Annotated in this window: 18 protein-coding genes; 12 read left to right on the plus strand and 6 right to left on the minus strand. The window is 51.1% G+C overall.

Annotated elements, in window-relative coordinates; all coding sequences use genetic code 11:
* Positions 1–28: 28 nt before the first annotated feature.
* On the plus strand, positions 29–1,486 hold the full coding sequence (locus M467_RS25375) for a phospholipase D family protein (protein ID WP_021066991.1): 1,458 nt from the start codon (positions 29–31) through the stop codon (positions 1,484–1,486).
* 103 nt (positions 1,487–1,589) lie between these two features.
* Here the strand turns inward: M467_RS25375 and M467_RS25380 are convergent, their stop codons facing one another.
* Both M467_RS25380 and def read right to left on the minus strand, forming a co-directional pair.
* A complete protein-coding gene (locus M467_RS25380; RefSeq protein WP_031200155.1) occupies positions 1,590–3,215 on the minus strand; it encodes an alpha/beta hydrolase in 1,626 nt (541 codons plus the stop codon).
* Position 3,216: 1 nt separating this feature from the next.
* Complete coding sequence (def, locus tag M467_RS25385; RefSeq protein ID WP_021066993.1) at positions 3,217–3,756, minus strand: peptide deformylase; 540 nt, start codon at positions 3,754–3,756, stop codon at positions 3,217–3,219.
* A 330-nt stretch (positions 3,757–4,086) separates the two neighbouring features.
* Here def and pdhA point away from each other — a divergent pair, with 330 nt between their 5' ends.
* The 4 genes from pdhA to lpdA all read left to right on the plus strand — a co-directional run bounded on the left by pdhA (position 4,087) and on the right by lpdA (position 8,939).
* Positions 4,087–5,172, plus strand: a complete 1,086-nt coding sequence (gene pdhA, locus M467_RS25390) for a pyruvate dehydrogenase (acetyl-transferring) E1 component subunit alpha (RefSeq protein WP_021066994.1) — start codon at positions 4,087–4,089, stop codon at positions 5,170–5,172.
* A 3-nt stretch (positions 5,173–5,175) separates the two neighbouring features.
* The gene (locus tag M467_RS25395; protein WP_021066995.1) at positions 5,176–6,153 is read left to right on the plus strand and encodes an alpha-ketoacid dehydrogenase subunit beta; all 978 of its coding nucleotides are present in this window, start codon (positions 5,176–5,178) and stop codon (positions 6,151–6,153) included.
* A 76-nt stretch (positions 6,154–6,229) separates the two neighbouring features.
* Positions 6,230–7,522, plus strand: a complete 1,293-nt coding sequence (locus M467_RS25400) for a dihydrolipoamide acetyltransferase family protein (RefSeq protein ID WP_021066996.1) — start codon at positions 6,230–6,232, stop codon at positions 7,520–7,522.
* Between the two features lie 4 nt (positions 7,523–7,526).
* The gene (lpdA, locus tag M467_RS25405) at positions 7,527–8,939 is read left to right on the plus strand and encodes a dihydrolipoyl dehydrogenase (RefSeq protein ID WP_021066997.1); all 1,413 of its coding nucleotides are present in this window, start codon (positions 7,527–7,529) and stop codon (positions 8,937–8,939) included.
* Positions 8,940–8,956: 17 nt separating this feature from the next.
* Here the strand turns inward: lpdA and aac(6') are convergent, their stop codons facing one another.
* Positions 8,957–9,400 (minus strand): aminoglycoside 6'-N-acetyltransferase, encoded by a 444-nt coding sequence (aac(6'), locus tag M467_RS25410; protein ID WP_021066998.1) that lies wholly within the window; start codon positions 9,398–9,400, stop codon positions 8,957–8,959.
* Positions 9,401–9,475: 75 nt separating this feature from the next.
* Between aac(6') and M467_RS25415 the strand changes: the two genes are divergently transcribed.
* Complete coding sequence (locus M467_RS25415) at positions 9,476–9,799, plus strand: DUF3055 domain-containing protein (protein WP_021066999.1); 324 nt, start codon at positions 9,476–9,478, stop codon at positions 9,797–9,799.
* Positions 9,800–9,907: 108 nt separating this feature from the next.
* Here the strand turns inward: M467_RS25415 and M467_RS25420 are convergent, their stop codons facing one another.
* On the minus strand, positions 9,908–11,389 hold the full coding sequence (locus tag M467_RS25420) for an aminotransferase class I/II-fold pyridoxal phosphate-dependent enzyme (RefSeq protein WP_021067000.1): 1,482 nt from the start codon (positions 11,387–11,389) through the stop codon (positions 9,908–9,910).
* Positions 11,390–11,560: 171 nt separating this feature from the next.
* Between M467_RS25420 and M467_RS25425 the strand changes: the two genes are divergently transcribed.
* The 3 genes from M467_RS25425 to M467_RS25435 all read left to right on the plus strand — a co-directional run bounded on the left by M467_RS25425 (position 11,561) and on the right by M467_RS25435 (position 13,595).
* Positions 11,561–11,827, plus strand: a complete 267-nt coding sequence (locus tag M467_RS25425; protein WP_021067001.1) for a UPF0223 family protein — start codon at positions 11,561–11,563, stop codon at positions 11,825–11,827.
* Between the two features lie 246 nt (positions 11,828–12,073).
* Positions 12,074–12,262 (plus strand): hypothetical protein, encoded by a 189-nt coding sequence (locus M467_RS25430; RefSeq protein WP_015881266.1) that lies wholly within the window; start codon positions 12,074–12,076, stop codon positions 12,260–12,262.
* A gap of 79 nt (positions 12,263–12,341) precedes the next feature.
* Entirely contained in the window at positions 12,342–13,595 is a 1,254-nt protein-coding gene (locus M467_RS25435) for an inositol monophosphatase family protein (protein ID WP_021067002.1), read from the plus strand.
* Positions 13,596–13,656: 61 nt separating this feature from the next.
* Here M467_RS25435 and M467_RS31800 read toward each other — a convergent pair whose 3' ends face one another.
* Entirely contained in the window at positions 13,657–13,833 is a 177-nt protein-coding gene (locus tag M467_RS31800; RefSeq protein ID WP_021067003.1) for a hypothetical protein, read from the minus strand.
* Positions 13,834–13,996: 163 nt separating this feature from the next.
* Between M467_RS31800 and typA the strand changes: the two genes are divergently transcribed.
* Positions 13,997–15,841 (plus strand): translational GTPase TypA, encoded by a 1,845-nt coding sequence (gene typA / locus M467_RS25445; RefSeq protein WP_021067004.1) that lies wholly within the window; start codon positions 13,997–13,999, stop codon positions 15,839–15,841.
* An 86-nt stretch (positions 15,842–15,927) separates the two neighbouring features.
* Positions 15,928–16,272 carry a YlaH-like family protein gene (locus tag M467_RS25450; protein ID WP_235045181.1) on the plus strand — a complete coding sequence of 115 codons (345 nt, stop codon included), beginning with the start codon at positions 15,928–15,930 and terminating at the stop codon, positions 16,270–16,272.
* 41 nt (positions 16,273–16,313) lie between these two features.
* Here M467_RS25450 and M467_RS31630 read toward each other — a convergent pair whose 3' ends face one another.
* Positions 16,314–16,514 carry a YlaI family protein gene (locus tag M467_RS31630; protein ID WP_021067006.1) on the minus strand — a complete coding sequence of 67 codons (201 nt, stop codon included), beginning with the start codon at positions 16,512–16,514 and terminating at the stop codon, positions 16,314–16,316.
* A gap of 112 nt (positions 16,515–16,626) precedes the next feature.
* On the opposite strand from M467_RS31630, the gene M467_RS25455 reads away from it, so the two are divergent.
* Positions 16,627–17,076 (plus strand): PNPOx family protein, encoded by a 450-nt coding sequence (locus tag M467_RS25455; protein WP_021067007.1) that lies wholly within the window; start codon positions 16,627–16,629, stop codon positions 17,074–17,076.
* The last annotated feature ends 28 nt before the right edge of the window (positions 17,077–17,104 follow it).

Genomic DNA, 17,104 nt, shown 5'->3' on the forward strand with positions numbered 1-17,104 from the left:
AGGACAAAGATAAAGGAGATGGTGTCTGATGGAACGCAAGAAACGGAAGAAAGGTTGGTTGAAATGGGGCCTGGCCGCATTCGCCTTACTCTTCCTCATCACGATGGTATACCATCAAGTCAAACCGTTGCCGGACGGCGTGTCGCGTGCGTCGGAACCGGTCGCGATTTCGGATGACCAAATCGATTTTTTATTTGATTTGACGTATCAAGGGGAAGACACGGAAGTGAACGAGCAAGAGATTTTTCAAGACGTCGAGCGGTCAATCCGCGAGGCGCGGGAATATATCGTCATGGACTTTTTCTTATTCAACCCATATTCGAATGAAGACCGGCAATATCCGGACATCACGGCCAAACTGTCATCGGCTTTGCTCGAACAGATGGAAGCCTATCCGGACATGAACGTCGTCTTAATCACGGATGAAATCAATACGACCTATAACGGACACGCGTCCGATCATCTCGACGTCTTGAAGGAAGCGGGCGCGGAAATCGTCTACACGAACCTCGATGCGCTCCGCGACCCGAACATCTTATACTCGACGCTGTATCGGATCGGGTTCCAATGGTTCGGGGACAGCCAGAACGGCTGGTTGCCGAACCCGATGGCCAAATCGGCACCGGACATCACGATCCGGTCGTATTTACGGCTGTTGAACGTGAAAGCGAACCACCGCAAAGTGATGGTGACCGAGAATGACGGCTTCGTCTTATCGGCCAACCCGCATGATGCGAGCGGGTATCATTCAAACGTCGGGGTGCGGCTCGATGGCCCGATTTTAGCGGACATCCTCGAAGGGGAGGAAGCGATCGCGACGTTCTCGAAAGGGGATGCCGAACGTTTCCCGAGCGAGGAGAAACTCGCGAATCTGCGCGACGAGCCGTCGGAAGGCCCGATGCAAATCCGCTACGTCACGGAATCCAAGATTCAGGACGCCGTCATCAAGGCGATGGAAGAAGCGGAATCAGGTGAGACGATTTGGATCGGCATGTTCTACTTGGCCGACCGAAACATCATTCAAGCCATTCATGAGGCCGCCGAGCGCGGCGTCTTCGTCAAACTGATTCTTGACCCGAATACGAACGCGTTCGGGCGCGACAAGTCAGGATTGCCGAACTTGCCGGTCGCCGCGGAATTGAACACGGTGAACCCGGAGCAAATCGAGATTCGGTGGTACGAAGTCGGCGAAGAGCAGTACCACCCGAAGATGCTGTACGTGGAAGGGGACCGTCGAGTCGTCGTCATCGGGTCGGGCAACTATACGACCCGCAACATGAACGATTACAACTTGGAGGCGGATGTCGAAGTCGTCACGACCGAGGAGACAGCGTTCATCCGCGAGGTCGACGGGTACTTCAAGCGTCTCTGGAACAACGAGCAAGGAACGTATACGCTCGCCTATGATGAGATTCAGACCGATTTGCCAATCGGAAAGTATGTGATTTATTGGATCCAGAAACTCACTTGGACGATGACCTACTGACACAAGCCCGCCTTCCTGTGAAGGTGGGCTTTGTTGTGGACGGGCTACCATCGACATGACGACGAACAAAACCCGCCCTCATATATGTGAAGGCGGGTTTTCATCATTTCGTTTCGACTGGATTGAATTCGTTCGTGAACTCGTAAAGGAACCGGCCCGTGTCGCGGAGGACGTCTGTCTTCCGGTGGAGCGAGAAGTGATCGTATGGGACGGTTTCCGTCTCGATGTTGTTCGTATATTCTTCGAGCAAGAGCGAACTCGCTGGCTCAATCAAGTTGAACTCGCCACCGCGTCCCGAGAAGGAGAACACTTGGACGGAGCGTGGCCACGTCTCAAGTTTTTCTTGGAACGCCTGCAACCCGTCAGAACTCGGGGACAAATCCCGGATGGCAGGACTGCCGGTATTGATCCCGAAATTACTGGCGGACAGACCGAAGTTGGCAAGTCGTGTTCCGGCGAACGGACTATCATACGTCACGAACTTATCGACGATGTATTCGTCTTGATTCAAGATATAGTTCGCTGCCGCCACACCGCCCATGCTGTGACCGATCAAATACATCCGGTCGAACGAACGGTTTCGTTCCTGTTTATAGCGTTCGATCGCCGCATTCAACCACTTCGTCTGGTTGTTGAGCGATGCCTCGGCATCCTCATATTCAATCCGGACAATCGGTCGGTTCGAGCTGTAGTCATTGATGACGCAATCGGCCGCGCCTTTCACCGTCACGGTACAGAGGGCACCATCTTTCGCCAGCCCACGCTGTTCCATATACTGCGAGAAGCGGAGGAATGTGCGGTCGGTCCCGAGCAAGCCGTGAACGGCGAACGTCGGGATGAACTCGTCCGTCTGCGCCGCTTGGCGAATCGCCTCAGATTTCCGTTCCGTCGTCAACTCTTCTCGAATCGTCACGATCATCAACGCGAGGGTCAAGACGAGGATGAAGCCGCCGAAGATGCGAGAACGAATCGACGTCTTGTCCGGATTACCGACGTTTTGACGATATTTCCGCCAAACAAAGAAAGCGACTAGGCCAAGGACGACGATGATGACGCCTGTGATAATCCACGCCTTGACGTTCGGCACGTGGGCGACGAGCGTCATATTATTTTGACGGCCACCGTACACTTGCCACTCGACATGTTTCATCGACCGTACATCGAGTCCAGTACCGTCTTCGACGAACACCCCGGTCGGCACGGTCAGATTGAACCGGATATCGGCTTGACGAACGTAACGTTCGGCCAGTTGTTTCGGGGAGCCGCTTAAATTCAGACCTGGCAAATCGACGCGGTCGAGCCGCAGGTCGAGGTTCGTGTTCATGACGTATGAGTCAAACCAAATCCCATCTTCTTTGTCGACATCAAACTTCATATCAGGTGGGACGAGGATACCGGCCGGACCGGTCTTCCACTCCTCTTTAATGTTTTGGAGGTCATCGACGTTGTCGAACGTCTTCTTGAGCACCATGCCTTCATAGTCGTCTTGACTCGAGTAGTCACGTGTCGCATATCCGTTCTCATTCGCCTGTTGTTTCCATGTATCCCAATCGAGCCGCAAATTGAGCAGCTTCATGACCGGATGGTCGCGGAAAGCATACGTCGTCTCTAACGTGACCGATTGGTCGTAGTGGACGGTCGCATCATATTCGATTCGGACACATCCCCCGATTAAAAGAAACAGAAATGGGAATACTAACAACAGTGCCTTTTTCTTCAAGCTCGTCACCTCAAATCGGCTCACCGTAGGTCTCTAACGGGTTGGTCGTGTTGATGCGGTCGTAAAAGAGCACCCCATCTAAATGGTCGAGCTCATGTTGACAGACGATGGCGCGCATACCGCGGAGCCGCAATTTAATCGGGGCGCCGTCACGGTCGAACCCTTCAATCGTGATGCGTCGGTATCGGGGCACGTTGCCTTTGACGACACGGTCGACAGATAGACAGCCTTCACCGCCATTCAAGTACGTCTGTTCGACCGAGTGGCTCGTAATCTTCGGATTGAAGATCGATAGTTTGAACGTCTCTTCTTCTTCGTGGAGCAGGACCGTGAAAAAGCGGCGATTGACGCCGAGTTGTGGTGCGGCGATGCCGACACCGCCCCGAAGTTCATACTTCGCGCTCATCTCTGGATCTTGGCTGTTGACGAGGAACGTCTCCATCTCGTCGAGTAGCGCGAGGTCTTCTGCCGTCGGTGGGACCGGCACTTCGATTGAGCGGGCGCGGAGCCGCTCGTCTCCTTCACGAATCACATCTTTCATCGTTAACATGCAAAACTTCCTTTCCCATTGCGATATGACCAATTATATCATATTTATTAGTCATTTCGCTTAGATGGTACAGAAGGTGAAATGAAAATGATACAGAGGCGAAATAAGGGAAAAGATGTGTTGATGTAAGCGTTTTTATAGAGTGAGCATATTTTTTGCGTTATTATAACAACCCGTTTTATACTGACTAGGAAACGGCAGGATAAGTGTAACTTTCCTGAATCACGTTAATACAGATTGCTTTTTTGGACAGATACACTTAAGATTTGAGGTAGTGTTTGATCACAAAAAAGACAATTGTCTCATAGTTGAAAGGATGAGGTGAAACGAATGAACAACGTTCAGGTACTTCAAAACGTGGAAGAAAACTTCCAAACGTTCCGTATTCTCGACGAGAAGGGCGAGGTCGTCAACCAAGACGCAATGCCAGATGTAACGGACGAGCAACTTCAGGAGCTTATGCGCCGCATGGTCTATACACGAATCTGGGACCAACGTGCCATCTCGCTCAACCGTCAAGGACGCCTAGGTTTCTACGCGCCAGTGGCTGGTCAAGAAGCAACGATGATCGGGACGCAATATGCGCTCGACAAACAAGACTGGATTCTTCCAGGCTACCGTGATATCCCGCAACTCGTATTCCACGGACTTCCGCTTTATCAAGCGTTCTTGTTCTCACGTGGTCACGTCGCAGGTAACCGTATTCCTGAAGACGTTAACGTCTTGATGCCGCAAATCATCATCGGGGCACAAATCATTCAAACTGCGGGTGTGGCAATGGGCCTCAAACGCAACGGCAACACAAACGTCGCCATTACTTACACGGGTGACGGTGGTTCATCACAAGGTGACTTCTACGAAGGATTGAACTTCGCAGGTGCATTCAAATCACCAGCCATCTTCGTCGTTCAAAACAACCGCTTTGCCATCTCGACACCTGTTGAGAAGCAAACTGCAGCTAAAACGATCGCGCAAAAAGCTGTCGCAGCGGGAATCAACGGAATCCAAGTTGACGGAATGGACGTTCTTGCTGTCCTCGCCGCAACACAACAAGCGCGTAAAGACGCACTTGACGGAACTCCGACGCTCATCGAAGCACTCACATACCGTTACGGACCACATACGCTCGCAGGGGATGACCCAACGCGTTACCGTACAAAAGAACTTGATACAGAGTACCAAGAGAAAGATCCACTCGTTCGTTTCCGCCTCTTCCTCGAAGGCAAGAAGCTTTGGAGCGAAGACATGGAGAATGAAGTCATCGAACAAGCGAAAGCAGACGTGAAAGAAGCGATCAGCCTCGCTGACAAAGAACCAAAACAAAAAGTTTCGGACTTCATCAACAACATGTTCGAAACACTTCCTTCAAACTTGAAAGAGCAGCTTGAAGAATATACAGCAAAGGAGTCGAAGTAAGTTATGGCTCAAATGACAATGATCCAAGCGATTACTGATGCGATGCGCGTTGAAATGAAGCGCGACGAGAAAGTACTTCTTTTCGGAGAAGACGTTGGTAAAAACGGTGGGGTTTTCCGTGCAACGGAAGGTCTCCAAGACGAGCTCGGCGAAGACCGTGTCTTCGACACGCCGCTTGCTGAGTCTGGTATCGGTGGTCTTGCCATCGGTCTCGGTCTTACAGGCTTCCGTCCGATCATGGAAGTTCAATTCTTCGGATTCGTATTCGAAGTGTTCGACTCGATCGCAGCTCAAATGGCGCGTATGCGTTACCGTTCAGGCGGCGCTTACAGCCAGCCAATCACAATCCGTTCACCATTCGGTGGCGGTGTTAAAACACCAGAACTTCACGCGGATAGCCTTGAAGGCTTGATGGCTCAGACACCTGGTCTTAAAGTCGTCATCCCGTCAACGCCATACGATGCAAAAGGTCTTTTGATCTCAGCAATCCGTGACAACGACCCAGTCGTATTCCTCGAGCACATGAAACTTTACCGTTCATTCCGTGGCGAAGTTCCAGAAGGCGAATACACGATCGAGCTTGGAAAAGCAGACGTGAAACGCGAAGGAACTGACGTTTCGATCATCACTTACGGTGCAATGGTCCACACGTCACTCAAAGCGGCAGAAGAGCTCGAAAAAGAAAACATCAACGTCGAAGTCATCGACCTCATGACAGTGAGCCCGCTTGATATCGATACAATCGTCGAGTCTGTTAAAAAGACTGGCCGTGCGATCGTCGTTCAAGAAGCACAACGTCAAGCAGGGATTGCGGCTAACGTCGTAACTGAAATTCAAGAACGCGCAATTCTTCACCTCGAGGCACCAGTGCTTCGTGTAACTGCACCAGACACAGTCTTCGCTTTCGCACAAGGTGAAGACGCATGGTTACCTGACCATAAAGATGTCGTTGCAAAAGTTAAGGAAGTTATCAACTTCTGATCGTGTTCATTTAACGATGAGGGAGAATTGTCTCCCTCATTGTGTTTACATGATTAATTGATGGGAGGAAAAACCAGTGGCAGTATTTGAATTTAAATTACCAGACATCGGTGAAGGAATTCACGAAGGTGAAATCGTCAAGTGGTTCGTAAAAGCAGGGGATACAGTAAAAGAAGATGACATTCTTCTTGAAGTACAAAACGACAAAGCCGTCGTTGAGATTCCTGCTCCAGTTGATGGAACAGTTAAAGAAGTCAAAGTCTCTGAAGGTACAGTTGCGGTCGTCGGCGACGTCCTCATCACGTTCGATATCGAAGGTGACGCACCAGCCGGTGAAGAAGAAGCAGCTCCTGAACAGCCTAAAGCTGAAGAGAAGACTGAAGATGTGAAAGAAGACGTGAAAGAAGACGGCCCGCGTGAAGTTCAACTTCACAAATCGGAGCGCGTCATCGCAATGCCTTCAATCCGCAAGTACGCTCGTGAAAAAGGCGTCGACATCCGTGAAGTCCAGGGTTCTGGCGACAACGGCCGCGTCTTGAAAGAAGACATCGATGCATTCGCAAACGGAGAAGCACCAACAGCAGAAGCTACAACAGAGAAAACAGAATCTGTAGCTCCAGCAGCGGCTGCGAAAACGGAAATCAAACCTTACGAGTCAGCAACGCCTGAACTCGAAACGCGTGAGAAAATCCGTGGTATCCGTAAAGCGATCTCGAAAGCAATGGTTAACTCGAAGCACACAGCTCCACACGTTACACTCATGGACGAAGTCGACGTCACGAAACTCGTCGCACTCCGTAAAGAGTTCAAACAAGTGGCTGCTGACCAAGGCGTGAAACTCACGTACTTGCCGTTCGTCGTTAAAGCATTGACTGCTGCAGCGAAAGCTTACCCAGCGATCAACGCGTCAATCGACGATGTGAACGAAGAAATCGTCTACAAAAACTACTACAACATCGGTATCGCTGCTGATACGGACAACGGTCTCGTTGTTCCTGTCGTCAAAGAAGCGGACCGTAAATCAATCTATGCACTCGCTACAAACATCAATGAGCTTGCCGGTAAAGCACGTGAAGGCAAACTTGCTGGGGACGACATGAAAGGCGGATCGATCACAATCACGAACATCGGTTCAGCTGGTGGACAATGGTTCACACCTGTCATCAACCACCCAGAAGTTGCAATTCTCGGTATCGGTCGCATCGCTGAAAAAGCTGTCGTTAAAGACGGTGAAATCGTCGCGGCTCCAGTCCTCGCGCTTTCATTCAGCTTTGACCACCGCCTCATCGACGGTGCAACAGCTCAAAACGCACTCAACATGGTGAAACGCTTGCTTCAAGATCCAGCACTTCTAATGATGGAGGGATAAGAACATGGTAGTAGGAGAATTCGCACAAGAAACTGATTTGCTTGTCATCGGCGCCGGTCCTGGTGGATACGTCGCAGCCATTCGTGGCGCACAACTCGGCCTTAAAGTCACAATCGTCGAAAAAGGAAACTTTGGTGGCGTCTGCTTGAACGTCGGTTGTATCCCATCGAAAGCATTGATCACGGCTGGTCACAACTTCCAGCACGCGAAAGGTCACTCGTCAATGGGAATCACGTCTGACAACGTGTCAGTCGACTTCACAAAAGTCCAAGACTGGAAACAGTCGGTCGTCAACAAATTGACTGGCGGCGTTAAAGGCCTTTTGAAAGGTAACAAGATTGAAATCGTTCAAGGTGAAGCTTTCTTCGCATCTGAAGACACAGTTCGTGTCATCACAGAAGATAGCTCAACTCCTTACAAGTTCAAAAAAGCGATTATCGCGACTGGTTCGACACCAATCGAGATTCCATCGTTCAAATGGTCAAAACGCGTCCTTTCTTCAACTGGCGCATTGGCTCTTCCTGAAGTACCGAAGAAACTTGTCGTTATCGGCGGCGGATACATCGGTATGGAGCTCGGCACAGCGTACGCGAACTTCGATACAGAAGTCGTCGTCGTTGAAGGCGCAAGCGACATCTTGTCTGGCTTCGAGCCGCAAATGACGCAAATCGTCAAAAAGAAACTCAAACAAAAAGGCAACGTCACGATTCACACGAACGCTCTTGCAAAAGGCGTCGAGGAAACAGAAGACGGCGTAACAGTTAAGTTTGAAGTGAACGGCGAAGAGCAGTCTGTTGAAGCGGACTACGTCCTCGTCACAGTCGGCCGTCGTCCAAACACTGGCGACATCGGTCTCGAAAACGCGGAAGTTAAAATCAGCGACCGCGGCATCATCGAAATCGACGACCAGTGCAAAACGTCGAACGAAAACATCTACGCCATCGGCGACATCGTACCAGGACCACCGCTCGCGCACAAAGCTTCTTACGAAGCGAAAGTCGCAGCGGAGGCAGCTGCCGGTAAGCCAGCTTACCTCGACTACTCAGCAATCCCAGCGGTCGTCTTCACTGACCCTGAACTTGCAACAGTCGGTTACACAGAGCCACTCGCAAAAGAAGAAGGACTTGAGATCACTGTATCGAAATTCCCATTCGCAGCGAACGGCCGTGCCCTCGCTCTTGACGAGCCAGACGGCTTCATGAAGCTCATCACGCGTAAAGAGGACGGTCTCTTGATCGGTGCTCAAATCGCGGGAACTGGCGCTTCAGATATGATTGCCGAGCTTGGTCTCGCCATCGAAGCAGGCATGACTGCAGAAGATATCGCGCTTACAATCCACGCTCACCCATCACTCGGTGAGATGGCAATGGAAGCGGCAGAAATCGCAATGGGTATGCCAATCCACGTCGTTAAATAAGTCAAAAGCTCTCTCGCTTACTCGCGAGAGAGCTTTTTTACGTAATGGACGGTCCGTTCGACTTCTCGGAAGCCGATGCGTTCATGGAACCGTTGGCTGCCGTCGTTCTCGATTTCCGTATCGGAGGCGAGCTCGTCGCATCCTTTCGACCTGGCAAACGCGGAGGCGGCATCGACGAGTCGTGTCGCCACGTCTTGTTGCCGCGCGGTTTCGACGACATAAATCCCTTCTAAAAAGGCGGTCGGGGAAGCGGTCGTTCCGGGGACGTAGTCATGACGGAAGCTAAGCTGGCAAAAGCCGACCGCTTCATCCGTTTCCGCGATAAAATAGTGCATCTTGCCGGAACGAATCCCGAGCCGCACCTCAGGGATCAGTTCGGCTTCAGGCGCGTCTGGCCATAATTGCCGCATGAGTCGCACCAGTTCGTCGCAATCTTGTTCGTTCGCTTTTCGAATCTTCATAAGTCGTCCTCCTTATGTTTCGTACGTTCAGTATAAAGGAAAATAAGGAATGAAGTGAGAAAGGAGGGAACGATGATGGCGTTCGATGAAGAATTGTTATATACCGTCTCTGAGACGAGCCGTGTCCGCTTCACGGGAATCGAGACCGAGACGTCACGTTATGATTTCGGCTTTGTGTATACGCATCAATTCATGGGGAAAGTGCTCGTCGTCTGTATGCAGACCGGGCAGTCTGCCCTTCTTGACATCCATGCGCTCGAAGAACCGAGACAACTGTATCCGATGCTCGGGATCGCGTTGCGTGATACAGACCACGTCGCCGAGTTTTTACGACTCTGTCTGGACGAAAGTGGGCAAGAACAAGAACAATCGCCAAATTCTACCCTTGAAAAAATGTAAGCGTTTTCTTATAATGGTACGTAGGGGAAGCAATTCGATCATCATAAGCTACCTTTTCTTTTGATGACACAAAGCGAGCCGGTCCATATGGACCGGCTCGCTTTCGTCTTAACGGATGGCTTTTGTCTGTTGGATGACTTTAATCATTTGAAGCGATTCATCTTCAAGTCCTTGGACGGGAAGACCGGCCTCGATGTTCGCCATGATATAATCGAGCGTCGAAGTCGTGATGAGTTCTCCCGGGATGATGATCGGGATTCCTGGTGGATACACCATGATGAACTCGGCCGAGATGCGTCCGACGGCGTTCTCGAGCGGAATCGTCTCCGTCTCCTCGTAGAACGCGTCACGCGGGCTGAGTGCAAGCGGTGGAATCTCAGGGAGCATGATCGATAGTGAATCGTTTCCTGACTGATCGTAAACCGATACGACGTCACGCATGCCGTCAATCAACGCTTGAATCGTCGATTCGTCGTCGGCGCTCGTCACGATGAACAGTACGTTCAACAAATCTGACATCTCGACTTCGATTCGATGCGTCTCACGCAAAAACTTCTCGACTTCAAAGCCGGTGATCCCGAGCTCACGGACAGAGACGAGGATTTTCGTCTCGTCGAGCGCGTACGTCGACTCTGAATGGAGTTCGGCGTGACCGTATACCGATAAGTGCGGCATATTGTCGATGGCCGTACGAGCCGTTCGTGCGAGCGTGAGGGCACGTTCGTTCATCGCTTCTCCTTTCGTCGCCAATTGACGACGGGCCGCGTCGAGCGACGCGAGGAGGAGGTAAGACGTCGACGTCGTCGTAATCATCGACAACATCGCGTGAATCCGTTCCGGGGAGACGAGACCGCGACGGACGTTCAAAATCGAACTTCCCGTCATCGAGCCGCCGAGCTTGTGTACGCTCGTGGCCGCGACGTCCGCTCCGGCTTGCATCGCCGAGAGCGGGAGCTCGTCGTGGAACGGCAAGTGGACACCGTGTGCCTCATCAACGAGGACCGGTACGTCTTGCGCATGGGCGACGGCGACGATGCGCTCTAAGTCACCGGCGATGCCGAAGTAGGTCGGGTTGATGACGAGGACTGCTTTTGTGTCCGGGTGCATCTCGAGGGCGCGTTCGACGGCGCTTGCTGTGATCCCGTGGGCAATCCCGTACGTCTCATCATATTCCGGATGGATGAAGACCGGGTGGGCCCCGGTCAAGATGAGGGCGGACATGACGGATTTATGCACGTTCCGGGGAACGATGATTTTCTCGTTCGGACCGACGACGCCCATGATCATCGCCATGATGGCACTCGACGTCCCTTGGACCGAGAAGAACGTCTCGTCGGCACGGAACGCCTCGGCAGCGAGGCGCTCGGCCTCAGCAATCGACGCTTTCGGATGATGGAGATCATCGAGCGGGGCGATGTTGATCAAATCAATCTTCAAGGCGTTTTCGCCGATGAAGTCACGGAATTGAGGGTCCATCCCTTTTCCGCCTTTATGGCCAGGGATATGGAACGCGATCGGGTTCGTATCCACGTGCGTGAGCAACGTGTCAAAGAGCGGTGTCTCGAGCTGTGTAGCACCTTTAAGTTTCAATAGTAAGTCCTCCTTGATAACAGTGTGTATATGGGTTGTCGGTTTGGTTTCAAGCTTTGGGCAATCTGAACATTTCGATTCAAAAACAATGCAACAAAAAAACTATAGTGATTTCTATCCCAACTTGCAATAGTTTTTTTTGTTGATACAATGGTTGTCGAGGTGAAGAATATGCAAATTAACTATCCGATTAATCCGGACTGGACGACAGATGAACTGATTGAAGTCGTCGAGTTCTATAACCAAGTCGCCTTGGCCAATGAAGGCGGTGTCGACCGGGAGTCGTTTTTGGACGCGTATCGGTCGTTCAAACAAATCGTGACGTCGAAGTCAGAAGAGAAACAGCTGAGTGCCGTTCACGATGAGCAGACCGGATACTCTACCTATCGTACGGTCCAAGCGGCCCTAAAATCAAATGCAAAGATTATAAAGTTGTAACTGCTGGAAAGCATGGGAGGACGTAACCGTTTTCTCATGCTTTTTTTGTTATTTCTCTAATAAATAGGGTACATATCATTAACAGTTCAATCAGGTTTAGGCTTAGTTGAAATGGGAATATACTCACTAAGATAAAAAATTCAAAATAGTCAGACAATTCTCTTTCTTTTTTGAATCTCATCTGATATACTCAATTCAACTTACTAAACCGTAACTTGTAGCCCAACTAAAGGAGTGTGGCATCTCATGAAACAAGTGATCGAGGCATTCAAAAGAAAAGACGCAGAAAAACGGATTCCGGTGCTGCGCTTAGAGATTGATTATGAATTGGCAACGCTCTTCGATGCAATGGCGTCACAAGATGATGCCACTGTCCAGGCTAGCAAGCATCGGTTAGAGAAATATCGCCAAGAACTATTGCGTCTCGAAGCCTGACCCACAACCACCCATTCAACCAGTATTCCATGCGGATACTGGTTTTTGTTTGGTACAATACATAATAGAGGTGATAAACATGTTGGAATGGTTCGCGATTGACTTGATTAAACAGGCAGGGGAGTATATCCGCTTACAGATTGACGAGAGCTATCGAATCGAACGCAAGACGGGGAAAGGTGATTTGGTCACGGAAATCGATCGGGCCGTCGAACAGTTGATTGTCGACCGGATTCGTGAGTCGTATCCAGAGCATCATATTATCGGGGAAGAGGGTATCTCGACGGAACCGGATGATTTGTCGGGCACGGTCTGGTTCGTCGACCCGATTGACGGCACATTGAACTTCATCCATCAAAAGCGGATGTTCGCCATCTCGATCGCCATCATGGTCGATGGGGTCGTCGAGTACGGCTTCGTTTACGATGTGATGGCGGATGAGCTGTTCATCGCACGCCGTGGCGTCGGGACGACGCTGAACGGCCGGAAACTCCCGACCATCAAAGAACACCATGTCCGGGATGCTTTCCTCAGTATGAACGCGACGTGGGTGACGCCAAACCAGCAAATCGCACCGGAAGTGCTTGCGCCGATTGTGCGCGATTCCGTCGGCACGCGGGCGCATGGGGCCGCCTCGCTCGAACTCGCCTGGCTCGCAGCGGGACGAGTCGACGGGTATATCACGATGCGCAATATGCCGTGGGACTATGCTGCCGGTAAACTGCTCGTCGAAGAAGTCGGGGGACGGGTCGTCTCGATTTATGGGGAGCCGGTCCGCTATGACGGGAAGACGTCCGTTCTCGCGGGGAGCGAGACGTTCGTCAAGGACGTCGTGAAGCATTACGTCATCGCCAAGGGCGCGACCCCTGAAGTGAAGCCGGACTTGCAAATTGGAATCAACGGGTCTTACGACCGCGTCCGTGACTTGCTCGTCCTGGCCAACCCGAATGAAACGATGGTCCGCGATCAATACAAAGCCGGGACGACATATGAGGCCACGCTCGGCGGGGAACGTGTCGGGGCGTACATGCTCGTCAGACGCAGCGAGACGTTAATCGAGCTCGTCAATATCGCCGTCAAACCGGAACGGCAGAACCAGACGATCGGGCAACGCCTGCTCCAAGACGCGATTCGTCGGGCCGAGAGTAGCGGGGCGAAGCAAATGCTCGTCTGTACGGGCAACTCGAGCATCGTCCAGTTGCGCTTCTATCAACAAGCCGGTTTCCGCTTTGAATCAGTCGAGCGGGATTACTTCCCGGACCACGGTTATCCGCCAATCGAAGAGGACGGGCTCGCCTTGCGTGACCGCATCTGTCTGACGCGCGACCTATAAGCGTGGGCGCAAAAAGGACAAAATCATAAAGAAGGCCCGGGCGTTTTGCCCGGGCCTTGTGTTATGGACGTCGGTTCGAGAGGACCCGGCGGCGCAAGTTGATTCCAAAAAATGTGGCGATGCCGCTCAAGGCGAGACTGCCGATGATGATGGCGGCACTTCCTTCAGCGACACCGATGCCGATACCGACGAAGCCGGCGACGACCGCGGTCGCGATTAAAACGAACATGAGTTGCATGGAGATTCCCCCTTCTTTCGCTAGTCTTCTTCATTGTAGTCAAAAATGATGCGTTTGAAAACGTTAACAGTTGATAACACTCGACAAAGGTGGTGGGACGTGTGCTATACTCTTAAAGTTGAATAAAAGATGAAACTTTTTTAAATAAGAGAGGACTAACTACATGAATGTAAGAACTAACCTTCGGAACGTAGCCATCATCGCCCACGTTGACCACGGTAAAACAACGCTCGTCGATGAATTATTGAAACAGTCTGGTACATTCCGGACAAACGAAATGGTCGCAGAACGCGCCATGGACTCGAACGACATCGAACGTGAACGCGGAATCACGATTCTCGCGAAAAACACGGCAATCGATTATAAAGATACACGCATCAACATTGTTGATACACCAGGTCACGCCGATTTCGGTGGTGAAGTAGAGCGTATCATGCGTATGGTTGACGGCGTTATCCTCGTTGTCGATGCACGTGAAGGCTGCATGCCGCAAACGCGTTTCGTATTGAAGAAAGCACTCGACCAAGGTCTCCGTCCAATCGTTGTCGTTAACAAAATCGACAAGCCGATGGTACGCCCACTCGACGTCGTCGACGAAGTTGTCGACTTGTTGATCGACCTTGGAGCAGATGAAGATCAACTTGAATTCCCTGTCGTCTATACGTCTGCTGTCAGCGGTTCAAGTTCGTTCGATCCTGATCCAGAGAAGCAAGAAGATACAATCACGTACGTGCTCGACACGATTCTTGAGAACACACCGGCACCAATCGATAACTCGGATGAGCCGCTTCAGTTCCAAGTCACGATGCTCGACTACGACAACTACCTCGGCCGAATTGGTGTCGGTCGCGTCTTCCGTGGGAAAATCAAAGTCGGCGAATCAGTGTCACTTTGCAAAACAGACGGATCAATCAAACAATTGCGCGTCACTAAATTGTTCGGTTACTTCGGCCTCAAACGTGTTGAAATCGAAGAAGCCAAAGCTGGTGACTTGATCGCCATCGCCGGGATGGAAGACATCAACGTCGGGGAGACGGTAACGCCAGTCGGTAAAGAAGAGCCACTTCCGCTTCTCCGCATCGATGAGCCGACGCTTCAAATGCGTTTCATGACAAACAACTCACCGTTCGCAGGACGCGAAGGCGATTTCGTGACGGCACGTAAAATCGAAGAGCGTTTGATGAAACAACTCGAGACGGACGTTTCACTCCGTGTCGAAAACACTGATTCACCTGACCAATGGGTCGTTTCAGGCCGCGGTGAGCTTCACCTCGGGATCTTGATCGAGAACATGCGTCGTGAAGGCTACGAACTTCAAGTTTCGAAACCACAAGTTATCATTCGTGAAGACGAAGATGGTACGAAAATTGAGCCGTTCGAACGCGTCATCGTTGACGTGCCAGAAGAGTACACAGGTTCAGTCATGGAATCAATCGGTCTCCGTAAAGGTGAACTTGCCAACATGAACACGAACGACAACGGTCAAACACGTATGGAATTCATCGTTCCTTCACGTGGTCTCATCGGCTATCGTAACGAGTTCTTGTCAGCGACACGCGGATATGGAATCTTGAACCACACGTTCGAAGAGTACCGTCCGTTCATCGCTGCTGACATCGGCGGACGCCGCAGTGGTGTCATGGTTTGTATCGAACCTGGTAAGTCGACGGCTTACTCGATCGGTGCCCTTGAAGACCGTGGAACGATCTTCATCGAGCCAGGTGTAGAAGTATACGAGGGAATGATCATTGGTGAATGTAACCGTGACGTCGACCTCGCAATCAACGCCGTCAAAGGAAAACAGTTGACGAACATGCGTGCTTCAGCAAAAGACTCGACACAAGTCTTGAAACGTCCACGCGTCTTCTCACTCGAAGAATCGCTCACGTTCTTGAACGATGACGAGTACTGTGAAATCACGCCGGAGTCAATCCGTCTCCGTAAAAAAGTCTTGAACAAGAACGAGCGTGAGAAAGCTGACAAGCGTCGTAAACTTGGTAAAGAATAAGTCTTAAAAAAGGGAGCGCCTAGGCGTTCCCTTTTGTTTTGGATAGTGTAGAATGGTTGTGTAGGAAATAAAGGGGGATTATCAGCTTGAAAGCTTCTCAAACGATGGACATCACACAAATCGATGTGCCGTGGATTGCCTCGCTACTTGGCGTCGGCAGTGACGCGAACGACTTCTCGGTCGGATTCAACGCGTTAATCATCACGGTCATCTTATTGACGATCCTTGTGTTTAAATTAGGTTTTGCGAAACAATTGACGTGGTGGAAATCACTCGTCGTCTATATGCTGCTCGCACTCGGGGCAGGCACGATGGCGCTCGTCTTCTTCACATGGCCGATTCCAGAAGTTCTCCTTGTCATGGCTGTCGTCTTGGCAATCTACCGGGGCCGCCTTTGGTGGAACCGTCGACAAGGCATCGAATCACATTAAAAAATGGACGTTTCGCCCTCGGGCGAAACGTCCATTTTTGCTTACCATCTCCGTTTTTGGCGGAACGATGGATATAGGTGGAATTGGCCGGTCGCGGCACGCTCCGCTGTTCGCGCGGTGATGCGTTCTTGACACGTCTGGCACATATACGTTTTAGCAGGTTTATTACGAAGTCGTTTCGCTTCGAACGACCACGAATCAATCGTATCGATTTTGTCACAAAGAGAGCACTTTACGCGCATGGTCTCACCTTCCTCTTCGTTGATTATAGCATGATTTCAGGAGAGAAAAGCAGGGAAAGAGGTTTGTAAGGGCGAATCCATTTCGTATACCCGTTCGGGAGGAGGGGAGTCTATGGCGAGTAAAGCTGCGTTCGAACTTTCGAGGGCGCAACAAGACGTATTGAACGAGATGCCGTTGACGTTCTTAGTCACGTTTGATGAGCCGAAACGGTGGCCGATCACCCATGCGATCAGCTGGGTGCAAGCGCCGAACGAGAGGACGATTCGCTTGGCGTTGACGAAGAATTCGCATGTGATCACGTTGCTCTCGTATGAGAAGACAGCGAGTCTCATCTTTCTTGAAGGGGGACTTGCCTACAGTATCGCCCTGTCACACGTACACGAGTTCGAGCCGAGCGTGAAGCCGGCGTTACACCTTCGCTTTTTTGAAGGGAAAGTCGAAGAGGTCCGTAACATTTCCTTTTACGGGGCGACTTATGGACAACCGGACATCGTCAAGACGTACGATGTCGAAGCAGCAGAAAAGTTGGACCGTGAAGTCAAGGAGAGTTTGAATTCTTGATCACCAACAATTTTCGAGGGGCGGCAAA

This window comes from Exiguobacterium chiriqhucha RW-2 (genome assembly GCF_000416965.1).
Lineage (GTDB): Bacteria > Bacillota > Bacilli > Exiguobacteriales > Exiguobacteriaceae > Exiguobacterium > Exiguobacterium chiriqhucha.

Bases quoted from the DNA above. Each gene is read 5' to 3' on its own strand.
- M467_RS25375 (WP_021066991.1), top strand. From the start codon at position 29: ATGGAACGCAAGAAACGGAAGAAAGGTTGGTTGAAATGGGGCCTGGCC.
- def (WP_021066993.1), bottom strand. From the start codon at position 3,756: ATGTTAACGATGAAAGATGTGATTCGTGAAGGAGACGAGCGGCTCCGC.
- pdhA (WP_021066994.1), top strand. From the start codon at position 4,087: ATGAACAACGTTCAGGTACTTCAAAACGTGGAAGAAAACTTCCAAACG.
- M467_RS25395 (WP_021066995.1), top strand. From the start codon at position 5,176: ATGGCTCAAATGACAATGATCCAAGCGATTACTGATGCGATGCGCGTT.
- lpdA (WP_021066997.1), top strand. From the start codon at position 7,527: ATGGTAGTAGGAGAATTCGCACAAGAAACTGATTTGCTTGTCATCGGC.
- M467_RS25415 (WP_021066999.1), top strand. From the start codon at position 9,476: ATGGCGTTCGATGAAGAATTGTTATATACCGTCTCTGAGACGAGCCGT.
- M467_RS25425 (WP_021067001.1), top strand. From the start codon at position 11,561: ATGCAAATTAACTATCCGATTAATCCGGACTGGACGACAGATGAACTG.
- M467_RS25430 (WP_015881266.1), top strand. From the start codon at position 12,074: ATGAAACAAGTGATCGAGGCATTCAAAAGAAAAGACGCAGAAAAACGG.
- M467_RS25435 (WP_021067002.1), top strand. From the start codon at position 12,342: ATGTTGGAATGGTTCGCGATTGACTTGATTAAACAGGCAGGGGAGTAT.
- M467_RS31800 (WP_021067003.1), bottom strand. From the start codon at position 13,833: ATGCAACTCATGTTCGTTTTAATCGCGACCGCGGTCGTCGCCGGCTTC.
- typA (WP_021067004.1), top strand. From the start codon at position 13,997: ATGAATGTAAGAACTAACCTTCGGAACGTAGCCATCATCGCCCACGTT.
- M467_RS31630 (WP_021067006.1), bottom strand. From the start codon at position 16,514: ATGCGCGTAAAGTGCTCTCTTTGTGACAAAATCGATACGATTGATTCG.
- M467_RS25455 (WP_021067007.1), top strand. From the start codon at position 16,627: ATGGCGAGTAAAGCTGCGTTCGAACTTTCGAGGGCGCAACAAGACGTA.